Origin of the sequence: Atribacter sp., from assembly GCF_035418125.1 — a bacterium.
Classification (GTDB): Bacteria; Atribacterota; Atribacteria; order Atribacterales; family Atribacteraceae; genus Atribacter; species Atribacter allofermentans.
Window position 1 is genome coordinate 1 of the sequence record NZ_DAOLQM010000042.1, and the last position, 11,499, is coordinate 11,499.

Sequence of the window (11,499 nt, forward strand, 5' to 3'; positions counted from 1 at the left end):
GCAGAGTTCAAAATCGCTTTGGAGAAGATAGGTTATTCCAAAGTGGTATTGATAATCGTATACAAAATGATTCAGGGCTATCCCTAATAATTTTAACGCTGAATACCGTCGACATTTAAAGGCATAACGCATAATCGTAGCGACCGATGCTCCTTGATTGATGAGATCTTCTAAAATACTAAGAAGCTGCTGATTTAATTCCACATACTGAAACCCGCCAGTATCGGTAATAAGTCCAGTGAGTATTGACATGGAGAGTGATGAATCCAACTCCACTTCACTTTTTTTAGCCAATTGGTAGATAAGAATTGTTGTTGATGGGCAGTGAGGGTCTACATAGTTAATGGTTCCATAAGAGGAGTTATCAGGATGATGATCAATATTGACTACCAAGGAGCACTTTTCCCGAATATCGTTCAGTCGGCCCAGTCGCTGAGTATTGGAACAGTCAACAGCGAAAAAAACTGTATTTTCAGAGATTTGTTTCAGTCTTGGATGAGTTAGAGGGAGGATATCCTTTAAATTTGGTAAAAAATGATAGAAATAAGGAATTGTATCATCATAAACCATTATTGGATAAAATTTTTTTTGAATAAGAAGCAAATAAAGTGATATCATCGATCCCAAACCATCACCATCGATATTCAGATGAGAAGCGATGACGATGGGAGTTTTCTGGGGTAGCGAATTAAGTAAATGTTGTATTTCCATCTTTAACTCCCGCTTTTTCTTCCTATTTGATTAATGAGGTCTATGACCTGATAAGCTTTTTCCAGGCTGGTATCGTAGATAAATTCAATTTCGGGCATGTACCGTATTCGAATATTTTGACTGATATGACTCCGAATAAATCGACTTGCCTTCAGTAAGGCATGAAAACTTTCTTCAACTTCGTTTTTGTTGCCAGGGAAAGAGACATAAACTCTGGCTATTTTTAAATCTGGAGTAATATTGACATGGGTAATAGTCAATCTCTTTATACGTGGATCTGCCGCATTGGATAAAACCATAGTGGCTATCTCTCTTTTAATGAGTTCAGCCAAACGTTGTGAGCGATAGCTCTTCATTTTCAGACCCCTTTCAACAGTTACCTATTTTGATTGGTCAATAGATTTGTATAGTAAATTGAATAATTTCATACCGACCATCGTCTTCAACAAAACGACCAATCTGATCGATCAAATGCCTTACCGTCATTTCATCTTCACCAACACAGGCAAAGCCGATAAAGCCTTGGTTCCAGGCAACGTCAGGATTTAATTCAATAACCGAGAGATTAAAACGGTTTCTCAGTCTTTGTTTGATGGAATTCATAATTCTTCTTTTATCTTTTAACGAAAAACTTTCAGGAAGAGAAAGCAATACTTGACCGGATCCGATTCTCATTATTCTTCTCGTATGACATAAGCTTCTAAAATATCTCCCTCTTCAAAATCTTCAAAGCGATCAAGTCCAATTCCACATTCATATCCCATAGAGACTTCTTTGACATCCTCTTTAAACCTTTTTAAGGAGACAATTTTTGCTGATTCTTCAAGCACTTCTCCTTTTCGAATTACTCGTACAAAGGCATTTCTCTCAATTTTACCCGAGGTGACATACGAACCAGATATCACTCCAGTTTTTGGTATTTTAAAAACCGCTCTTACTTCGGCTTTCCCAATATTTTCCAGATATTGCTTAGGCGCTGCCATTCCCTTAATGGCATTTTGTAAATCGTCAATTACATCATAAATAATACGATAAAGACGGACATCTACTCCTTCCCTTTTGGCAGCTTTTGATACCTCAGAGGGAAGTTTAACATCAAAACCAATAACAATTCCATTCGAAGCTGCAGCTAAAACGACATCGGCTTCGTTGATGTTGCCAACTCCCTTGGAGAGGACCTGAACACTGACTTCATCGCTCCCGATTTGGGAAAGAACTTTTTCGATAGCATCAAGAGATCCTTGAAAATCAGCTTTGAGGATAATATTCAACTCGCGCTTTTTTCCTTCTTCTGGTGAAAGAAGCTCTTCGAGAGAGGTAATCTGAGCACTTGATCCTTTTAAAGATTTTTCCCGCTCCTTCAGTTGTTTTTGATTTGCTATGAGGCGAGCAATTTTTTCATCTTCCAAAACCATGAATTGAGTTCCAGCTGGAGGTAACTCAGAAAAACCAACAATTTCAACTGGCAAAGAAGGAACGGCCTCTTTAATGGATTTACCATTTACTGAAAAGAGAGAACGTACTTTCCCCCAGGTGGCGCCGGCAACAAAAAAATCACCAATCTTGAGGATTCCTTCTTTAATAATAACCGTAGCAACCGGTCCCTTTCCTCGATCTAATCGGGATTCAATAATAGTTCCGGTGGCATAACCTTGATACCGTGCTTTGAGCTCCAAGATTTCGGCTTGCAGTAAAATCATTTCTAAAAGGTCATTAATCCCCTTTTTCTGAAGTGCTGATATATTCACGAAAATTGTATCTCCTCCCCATTCTTCGGGAACCAGCCCATGATCAGAGAGTTGTTGCTTAATGCGATCAGGATTTGCACCGGATTTATCGATCTTGTTAATGGCAACAATAATAGATACATCGGCAGCTTTAGCGTGCTGGAGAGCTTCAACGGTTTGAGGCATTACACCATCATCAGCAGCTACTACCAAAATGGCAATATCAGTGACTTGAGCTCCCCGAGCCCTCATTGCCGTAAAAGCTTCATGGCCAGGTGTATCAACAAAAGTAATCTTTTTATTGTTGACTTCGATTTGATAGGCTCCGATTTTTTGAGTGATCCCACCATATTCAGATTCAGCAACCTTAGAACGACGAATTGCATCTAATAAAGTGGTTTTTCCATGATCGACATGACCTAAAACGGTTACAATCGGAGGGCGAATCTGTAAACTACCTTGAAGAGCTTCAATAGTTTTTTCTCGTAAACTATCTTCCCAGGTGATTTCCCAGTTTTTCTCACGGGCTAAACGTTCAACCACTAATGGTGGAAGAGGTTTTTTTGAATCAAAAATCACATTCCAATCGGCTAATTTAATTACAATATCTTCCCAATTCATATCAAGAAGACGAGCGATATCTTTCAAAAGTGGGGATTCTTTGAGTTGGATGGTTCGCTCTTTTCTTTTTCGTTTTTCTTCTTCTTCTTTTTTCTGATACTCCCTTTCTTCCTGTAAAAGCTCAATATACTCTTCATCAATACTACTCATATGGTTTTTTACATCAGATCCTAAAGCTTTTAATATATCCATCACTTCATGAGTTGGCATACCAAGCTGTTCTGCCACTTTATATATTCTAATTTTTGCCATGCTTAACCTCCTTTGGCAAGGATTCAATTAGGTTTTGAATTGCCCTCTGTAGAGCTATAACATCTTCCTGAATTACCTCAGTTTTAAGGGCAAAAGAAAGGAGTTGCCTATTTATACGAGCATTGCATTCTGTATTCGGGCATATATAGGCTCCTCTTCCAGGTTTTTTTCCAGTCATATCGATATCTATCTCACCAGTAGGTGACGCAACGATCCGAACCAATGATTTTTTCTCTTTTCGAAGGCGACAAGACAGGCAAAGCCGTAAGGGTATTTTCTTTTTTTTCATCAATGACTTGGCACCTCTTTTATTTCCTGATCACTTTTTATATCGATTCTCCAACCGGTCAAACGGGCAGAAAGTCTAGCATTCTGCCCTTCTTTCCCAATGGCGAGTGAAAGTTGATCATCGGGAACATAAACCCGGGCTGTATTAGAATCAGAATCAAGTTCGACCAAGGTGACATGAGCCGGACTCAAGGCATCTGAAATAAATACCTTTGGATCGTTGCTCCAACGGATAATATCAATTTTTTCACCCCGGAGTTCATCGGTTATATGTTTAACCCTTGCTCCTTTATTTCCAATGCAAGAACCAACCGGATCGACCTTGGCATCCCGGCTTTCGACAGCAATTTTAGTTCGGGCTCCCGGTTCCCGGGCGATAGCTTTGATGGTGACAAAACCATCATGAACTTCCGGAACTTCCAATTCAAATAATCTTTTTACTAAGCCTGGATGGGATCGAGAGAGAACAATACGGGGACCCCGGCTGGTTTTTTTCACTTCAATTATATAAAATTTCATCCGGGCTCCAATCCGATAATTTTCCGATGGTATCTGTTCATTAGGCGGAAGAAGAGATTCAATTTTTTCCAGATCGATGATGATATTTTTCCCTTCTTTACGGTTAATGACGCCAGTAACGATGTCCTCTGCCCTTTCTAAAAATTCATCATATACCAAACTTCTCTCAGCTTCTCGAATGCGTTGCATAATTACCTGTTTGGCAGTTTGGGCTGCAATCCTCCCAAAATCTTTGGGTGTAATTTCAACCTGAACTATTTCTCCCGGTCCAACTCGATTTGGGTTTTGGTTGGATAGAACTTCATATTCGTCGATATCAAGCGTTTCACCATTTTCAGGGTTGACTAATTTGTGGGTGTATACTTTAACTTCTCCAGTATTTGGATCAAGAATAACTTCCACTGCTTTATGGGGGCCCTTAAAATTTTTCTTGTATGCAGAAAGAAGAGCCGCTTCTATAGCTTGTTTTAGGGTCTCACGCGAAATCCCCTTTGCTCTTTCAATTTGCTCGATTGCAAAAAAAAGATCTTTATTCATATTAAACCCCCTGCATACTATTACTTTCTTGTTCGATAATAAAAAATATTGGTCTTTCATACAAACAAGAAAGAGTGGGCTTCAAACCCACTCTTTCTTGTTTGTATGCCTTCATTCTCCTATAAAACAGGATCAGTCTTCGATGTAAGGTTCAAATAATAAAACTAATCATTCAAAGAACACCAACCTTATTCGGCAAAATTAAGTAACTAGGTGTTCTATCCCTACTATTTTATACTAACTGAGCATGGGTTGCAAATTTATCCTCTATAAATATATTGACGTGTAGCTCATATCGAGTCAGGAATTTAAAAGCAGTGATGAGAAAAAAATGTGCACAACGCAACCCCCTCATATTTCTTCTTTCCTGGAGTAATGAATTCAATAATTCATCTCCTTGGGAAGGGGACTGTCTAGCTCGGGGGAGAGTATACTTTTTAAGTTGTATTGTTGTCTTGAGCCCTCATCTTTTGAGCTGGTAACGGCCACATCTTTTAAATTTTTCCTTCAATATATTATTATTAGAGGCGATTGCTACGTCGCTCCATTCCGCATAATAAAGGACTAATAAAATATTTTAATCTATATTTCCAGGTTAAGAATGAGCATAGATAAGTATTCTTTAATAATAATTGACTTCTCATTCTTATTTTTTCTTGATTCTGAAAAAGTGCTTTTTCCCTACCCGAAGAAATTGGTCATCTTTAATTTGGATATCAGAATTTGGATCAGCTATCCTCATATTATCAAGATATACTCCTCCCTGCTCGACCAATCTTCGTAATTCACTTTTTGAATGAGATACACCAGTTTTAAGGAGTAAAGAAATAATCCAGATTTTTTCATCTTTAAGGTCATCATTAGTAAGAGTAAGTATTTGAGCATCTTCGGGACTTTCCTTTTTGGCAAATGCTCGTTCGAAGTCTTCTAATGCCTGGTTGGCACGATCTGATCCATGATATATAGAGACGATTTCTTTAGACAGGATTATTTTCCAATCTCGAGGATGGAGGAGATCATTGGTAAAATCTTTTTCCCATTGTAGAATAGTATTCATGGGGATATCGGTGAGGAGTATAAAATACTTTTTTATTAGAGAATCAGGAATTGACATAATTTTCCCAAACATATCAAAGGGTGGATCGTTAACTGCGATATAGTTGCCGAGACTTTTGCTCATTTTTTCAACTCCATCAGTACCCTCTAACAATGGCATCATCATGACTACTTGGGGTTCTTGACCAAACTCCCTTTGTAAATCACGACCCATGAGTAAGTTAAAACGTTGGTCAGTCCCTCCTAATTCTACGTCGGCACGTAGAGAAACCGAGTCGTAAGCCTGCATAATTGGGTAAAGAAATTCATGCAATCCGACTGGTTTTCCATTTGATATACGTTGATGAAAATCTTCCCTTTCCAGCATACGGGCTACGGTAAAATGAGCAGTAATTTCAATTATATCAACAAAGGAAAGATTCTTAAGCCATTTACTATTAAACTCAATGATGGTTTTCTCGGGATCGAGAATTTTAAAAGCTTGATCTGAATAGGTTTTCGCATTGACTAAGACTTCTTCTTCGGTCAATTGCTTGCGGGTTTCTTTTTTACCGGTTGGATCACCGATGCGTCCAGTAAAATCACCTACCAGAAATACCACTTGATGACCGAGAGCTTGAAACTGTCTTAGTTTTCTGAGGGTAACGGTATGCCCAAGATGGATATCGGGTGCACTGGGGTCAAATCCTTCTTTAACAATTAAGGGCTGTCCAGTTTGATAATAGCGATTTAATTTTTTTTGGAGGTCTTCGCGACTAATTATATCTTCAACCCCTCGACAGAGAATTTCGAGGTCTTCAGTTGCTCTTTTTTCAAAACTCAATCTGATCATCTCCTTACTATTCCACGTTTAAGCAAGATTTTTAAGATTGGATATCCGATTCCATAACAGGCAATACATTCTCCTATCATAATATAAAAAACTGAATAAAAATAGGGAACTTGAAAAAGTTTACTGAGATATAATGAAACACCAAAAGCATTGAATAAGACTGGAGGAAGCGGCGCTAAGTAAGCTTTTTTCATTTTTGAGGTGACCAGGGCAGCTAAAAAAGTAATGAGAGTACCAAAGACGAAATCCAAGAAGCCAACCTGCCCCAAAAGATTAGCTAGGAAACACCCAATGGTAAGACCATAAATTGTTTCAGGAAATAGAAAAGGCAAGACAGTAAAAGCCTCTGCTACTCTGACTTGTATCGGTCCGTATGAAAAAGTATAAAAAGGTGGAAGAATGGTAAAAGCGACATAGAGCGCAGCGATCAATGCCATACGAGGAAGTTTCTTCATTGAATTCTCCTATCCAATTATTTGACTTTTTCAAATAAAATACCTAAAAAAAGGTATTGAATGATATAATAAAGTTTTAGTGAAATTATATCAAAATCCAAAAAAACGAAAACTTTTGTTCATAAATATAGGAAAATAGATGAATAAAGAATTAAAAGGTACCTCTTTAAAAATGAAAAAGCGACGACGTGCTCGATCAAAATTTTTCCGTTTTTCATTTTTTTCAGCATTTGTTTTTGGTATTTTAGCTGGTATTATTTTCTTCATATTGGTTCAATTTTTTTATTTAGATGATATTCGAGTTATTTCCAGTCAGATCGATAATTTTCGACCATCTTTTACGACCCGGGTTTACGATAACCAAGATCGGCTAATCCACGAACTTTATACCGAAAACCGTGAGTATGTTGCTCTTGCTGACATCCCTGAACTGCTCCAAAAAGCTTTTATAGCCAGTGAGGACCAAAACTTTTACCAGCATCCAGGAATAGATATCAGCGGTATTATAAGAGCAACTCTTCAAAATATTTTAAACCGACGAATTGTTGAAGGAGCCAGTACCATCACTCAACAATTAGCTCGGAACCGTTTTCTTTCCCATGAAAGAATTTTTAACCGAAAAATTAAGGAACAGGTTTTGGCTTTATTTATCGAGAGAAAGTATACCAAAGATCAAATTTTAGAAGCTCATCTTAACCAGATTTATTTTTGGCATGGAGTTTATGGAGTAAAAACTGCTGCTTTAGTTTACTTTGGGAAAAACCTTTCCCAATTGAATTTGGCGGAAATCGCTATGTTAGTTGGGATACAGCGTTCTCCAGGAAATTTTTCACCCTATGTGAATCTTCGAGCTGCCCAAATTCAACAAAGACGGGTTTTACGTCTCATGACCGAAAGGGGGTATATCGACCAATCGGAAATGGCAAGAGCAATAGAGACGCCTATCGTTCTTTCTGGACTTAAAAATATTCCATCGGGTGCGCCCTATTTCATTGACCACATTTTAAAGGAGTTATTGGCCAAATACGACGGGGAAACAGTTTTTAACGGTGGATTAAAAGTTTATACCACTCTTGATTTAGATGTCCAAAAAGTTGCGACCGGTGCCTTGCAGGAAAGTGGTTATCAAGGCGCCATACTTTGCATGGATCCCAAAAGTGGAGAAATTTTAGCCATGGTAGGAGGGAAAGATTATCAAGAAAGTAAATTTAATCGAGCGACTCAGGCTTATCGACAGCCAGGCTCAACATTTAAGCCCTTTATTTATACGACTGCTATTGAAAATGGAATTACTGCAGTGGACTGGTATGTCGATGAACCACTCCAATTCCCCGATGGCTGGAAACCGAAAAACTATGACAAAACTTTTCGTGGAGCAATTCAAATTCATGAAGCCTTGGAACAATCGATCAATATTATTGCTATCAAACTATTACAACAATTGGGAACCGACCAGGTTATCAATTATGCCAAAAGGATGCAAGTAAAATCACAACTCCAAAAAAACCTATCTCTTGCTTTAGGCACCTCAGAGGTAACTTTAATGGAATTAGTCAATGCCTATTGTGCTTTTGCGAACGAAGGACGTATCCCTGAACCGTACGCCATTACTAAAATTGTCGATTGGGAAGGAAATGTAATCTATTCCAGCAATAAAACCGTACGCCAAGCTATACCAGCTGATACTGCTTATATTATGGCTCGCTTACTCCAGGGAGTTATTGAACGGGGAACAGCCAGACGGGCAAATATTGGTCGTCCGGTCGGTGGAAAAACTGGTTCAACCGAAGATTTTATTGACGCTCTGTTTATTGGATTTACCCCCGATATGGTTTGTGGGGTTTTTCTGGGCAATGACGACCGCAAACCCTTGGGAGAAGCAAAAACTGGTGGAATTATTGCAGCTCCAATTTTTGCTAAAGTGATGAAAGCCGCCCATGAAAACCTGCCAAAGGAGGATTTCATCCGACCAGAATCGGTGGTTGAAAGGTCGGTTTGTTTAAAGTCGGGGCTTCTTCCCTCCTCTTCCTGTAAGAAAACTATTGTACTGCCTTTTAAATCAGGGACAGTGCCGACTAAGGTCTGTAATCAATGTAGTGAATGAATCATTTATTTTAAATTAGTCTTTAAGAATCACGACAGTTACCCCCAGACCCCCTTCTTCGGGCAAGCCATTACGAAAGCTTTCTACCACAGGATTATCTTGTAGAAATTCTTGGGCAACCTTTCTTAAAATTCCCTCTCCTTTCCCGTGAATGATATAGACAGTTTTAAATCCAGCTAAGAGGACTTGATCAAAATACTTCTCCAATTTTTCCCGGGCAGCTTCAGCTTTCATCATTCGAATTTCAATTTGATTTCTTACATTATTTAAAGATGGTTGAAAAGAATAACTCCGCTGGATAACGGATTGAAATTCTTCCTCTTCAGATTTTTTTTGAAGATGACCGATAGAGAGAATACACTTACGGCCGTTAACCAAAACCACGGCTTCATTTTTTAAGTCATCAACAGATACAATCTCTCCTTCTTGATGGAAAATATCAACCATCACTTTCTCCCCAGCTTGGAAAGCCATAGCCAGTTGTGGAGAATCCTTCCTGCTCTCTTCTGAAGAAGAACAAGATAACTCCTGGTTCAAATAAAATTTAGGATCGATTCGTTCTTTTAGCTCCTGGTAAACACTTACATCAAGAGTTTTTTCCTTTCTCAATTGACCAATGAGTTGTGATATATCATCCCGGGTTTTTTTGAGGTATTGGGTTAATTTTTCCTGGAAATCTTTAATAAGTAGTTTTTTTTGTGATTCCAGTTGTTCCTGAAGGTGGTCTACTTCTTTCTGTCGATTGGTAGCATCTTCCACTTTTTCCTGCCATTCAATTAATTGACTGGTTAATTCTTGATTTTTTTTTCGATTGGAGATGATTAATTCATTAAGATCGATCCACTCTTTTTGAAGCTGTTGTAAAGCAGTTTTAATGATCGATTGCGGGATACCAATTTTTTCAGCAATTTTAATTCCATAACTTTCCCCAATTTCATCGATTAAGAGTCGATAGGTTGGCTGGAAAAGAACTGGATTGAACTCCATTGATGCCGAAATCATAGAGGAGTGTTGAGAAACATAGCTTTTTATCAAAGGATAATGAGTGGTTGCAATACAGGTTGTTCCTTGTTGACTAAGAAAGTCTATCATTCCAATAGCTAACGCCGAGCCTTCGTTGGGATCGGTTCCCGATCCAATTTCATCAATTAAATATAAACTATCAGATGATATTTGAGAAAGCGATTTCTGAAAAGCTGAAAGACGATAGGTAAAGGTACTGAGATTTTGTTCAATATCCTGATGATCTCCAATGTCGACAAAAAGATGATGGTAAAAAGGTAAGGAAGAGCCAGGATTAACCGGAACTGGAATCCCACAATGAGCAAGATAAACGATTAAAGCTAAGCTTTTTAACAAAACGGTTTTCCCGCCAGCATTCGGTCCGCTAATAACCATGATTTTTTTATCCGGACTCAAATGAAGCGAGAAAGGAACCGCTTTTTCTCCTAAAAGAGGATGTCGACCATCCTTGATGAGGAGATCTCTTTCACCTACCTGAGGAACACTCGCCTGCCATTTACGAACCAGTTGTGTCTGAGCGTGGAGAATATCCAGTTCGACTAGAGCCTGGAATGAAGCATTAAGCCGATCGAGGTAAGGTCGCAAATCGTTGGTCAATTTTAGCAGAATTGCTTCAATTTCATCATTTTCTTGGATAGTTAAAACTTCTAATTCATTATTTAAATAGAGAACCGGTTTTGGCTCAATAAAAACTGACGAACCAGACGAAGAATAATCGGCTACAATCCCATCGATGCGTCCTCGAAACTCGGATTTAATGGGGATCACATATCTCCCCCGTCGAATGGTGTAGGTTGTATCTTGAAGATAAGGAGCTATATCCCGATTGCGTAGGCAATTTTCAATGGTGGTTCGAATTTCTACTTGAAGACGGTTCAGACGTCTTCGAATATCGCGGAGACGAGGACTGGCGGTATCGAGAATCAACCCATCAGGTGAACAGATCAATTTTATTTCCTTAATAAGAGGAGCATAGCTTTCAATAGCATCGAAAAAAACTTTGATAAGCGGATACTTCTCTTTTATTCTGGTTTCATTTTGCAGATGTTTGGTTTTTTCACATAAGAGTAAAAAATGAAAAACCTGAATGACTTGATTTAAATTGAGAGCCGATCCTGGAATGGCAATTTTTTGAAAAATTTCACGAAGGTCGGTTAATCCAGAAAGATCTAAGCTGCCGTCAAAAGTGATAAAATCAAGAAGTTGTTGGACGGTTTGCAACCTTTGGTTGATTATCTCTGGATTGGTATAGGGTTGCAATTCCATCATTTTTTCGCGAGAAACATCACAAACACAGGCAGAGCTTAACTGATGAAGTATTTTATCAAAATCAAAATTCTTCAGTATATCTTTGGATAAGTTCATCGTCACTTT

The 11,499-nt window shown here is 38.4% G+C and carries 10 protein-coding genes; 1 reads left to right on the plus strand and 9 read right to left on the minus strand.

The window, feature by feature from the left end; translation table 11 throughout:
* The 8 genes from PLK24_RS03860 to PLK24_RS03895 all read right to left on the minus strand — a co-directional run.
* On the minus strand, positions 1 to 711 hold a 711-nt coding region (locus PLK24_RS03860; RefSeq protein ID WP_324476467.1), incomplete at its 3' end, for a DHH family phosphoesterase.
* A gap of 2 nt (positions 712 to 713) precedes the next feature.
* Positions 714 to 1,067: a 30S ribosome-binding factor RbfA gene (gene rbfA / locus PLK24_RS03865; protein WP_324476469.1), complete on the minus strand. Its 354-nt coding sequence runs from the start codon at positions 1,065 to 1,067 to the stop codon at positions 714 to 716.
* 37 nt (positions 1,068 to 1,104) lie between these two features.
* On the minus strand, positions 1,105 to 1,386 hold the full coding sequence (locus PLK24_RS03870) for a DUF503 domain-containing protein (protein WP_324476471.1): 282 nt from the start codon (positions 1,384 to 1,386) through the stop codon (positions 1,105 to 1,107).
* A complete protein-coding gene (gene infB / locus PLK24_RS03875; RefSeq protein ID WP_324476472.1) occupies positions 1,386 to 3,311 on the minus strand; it encodes a translation initiation factor IF-2 in 1,926 nt (641 codons plus the stop codon). Before infB ends, PLK24_RS03870 begins: the two co-directional genes overlap by 1 nt.
* Positions 3,298 to 3,600, minus strand: a complete 303-nt coding sequence (gene rnpM / locus PLK24_RS03880) for an RNase P modulator RnpM (RefSeq protein ID WP_324476473.1) — start codon at positions 3,598 to 3,600, stop codon at positions 3,298 to 3,300. The genes infB and rnpM overlap by 14 nt, the downstream gene beginning before the upstream one ends.
* Positions 3,600 to 4,655, minus strand: coding sequence for a transcription termination factor NusA (gene nusA, locus PLK24_RS03885; RefSeq protein ID WP_324476474.1), 1,056 nt, complete (start codon positions 4,653 to 4,655; stop codon positions 3,600 to 3,602). The genes rnpM and nusA overlap by 1 nt, the downstream gene beginning before the upstream one ends.
* Positions 4,656 to 5,301: 646 nt before the next feature.
* Positions 5,302 to 6,534 carry a tyrosine--tRNA ligase gene (gene tyrS / locus PLK24_RS03890; protein WP_324476475.1) on the minus strand — a complete coding sequence of 411 codons (1,233 nt, stop codon included), beginning with the start codon at positions 6,532 to 6,534 and terminating at the stop codon, positions 5,302 to 5,304.
* 5 nt (positions 6,535 to 6,539) lie between these two features.
* Complete coding sequence (locus PLK24_RS03895) at positions 6,540 to 6,998, minus strand: QueT transporter family protein (RefSeq protein WP_324476477.1); 459 nt, start codon at positions 6,996 to 6,998, stop codon at positions 6,540 to 6,542.
* Positions 6,999 to 7,170: 172 nt separating this feature from the next.
* Here PLK24_RS03895 and PLK24_RS03900 point away from each other — a divergent pair, with 172 nt between their 5' ends.
* Positions 7,171 to 9,102: a penicillin-binding protein 1A gene (locus PLK24_RS03900; protein WP_324476479.1), complete on the plus strand. Its 1,932-nt coding sequence runs from the start codon at positions 7,171 to 7,173 to the stop codon at positions 9,100 to 9,102.
* Positions 9,103 to 9,117: 15 nt separating this feature from the next.
* Here PLK24_RS03900 and PLK24_RS03905 read toward each other — a convergent pair.
* A partial coding sequence (locus PLK24_RS03905; RefSeq protein WP_324476480.1) for an endonuclease MutS2 occupies positions 9,118 to 11,499 on the minus strand: 2,382 nt, incomplete at its 5' end.

What these genes read in the sequence shown, in the direction of transcription:
- infB (WP_324476472.1), bottom strand. Translation starts at nt 3,311, where the DNA reads ATGGCAAAAATTAGAATATATAAAGTGGCAGAACAGCTTGGTATGCCA.
- PLK24_RS03870 (WP_324476471.1), bottom strand. Translation starts at nt 1,386, where the DNA reads ATGAGAATCGGATCCGGTCAAGTATTGCTTTCTCTTCCTGAAAGTTTT.
- PLK24_RS03895 (WP_324476477.1), bottom strand. Translation starts at nt 6,998, where the DNA reads ATGAAGAAACTTCCTCGTATGGCATTGATCGCTGCGCTCTATGTCGCT.
- rbfA (WP_324476469.1), bottom strand. Translation starts at nt 1,067, where the DNA reads ATGAAGAGCTATCGCTCACAACGTTTGGCTGAACTCATTAAAAGAGAG.
- nusA (WP_324476474.1), bottom strand. Translation starts at nt 4,655, where the DNA reads ATGAATAAAGATCTTTTTTTTGCAATCGAGCAAATTGAAAGAGCAAAG.
- rnpM (WP_324476473.1), bottom strand. Translation starts at nt 3,600, where the DNA reads ATGAAAAAAAAGAAAATACCCTTACGGCTTTGCCTGTCTTGTCGCCTT.
- PLK24_RS03900 (WP_324476479.1), top strand. Translation starts at nt 7,171, where the DNA reads ATGAAAAAGCGACGACGTGCTCGATCAAAATTTTTCCGTTTTTCATTT.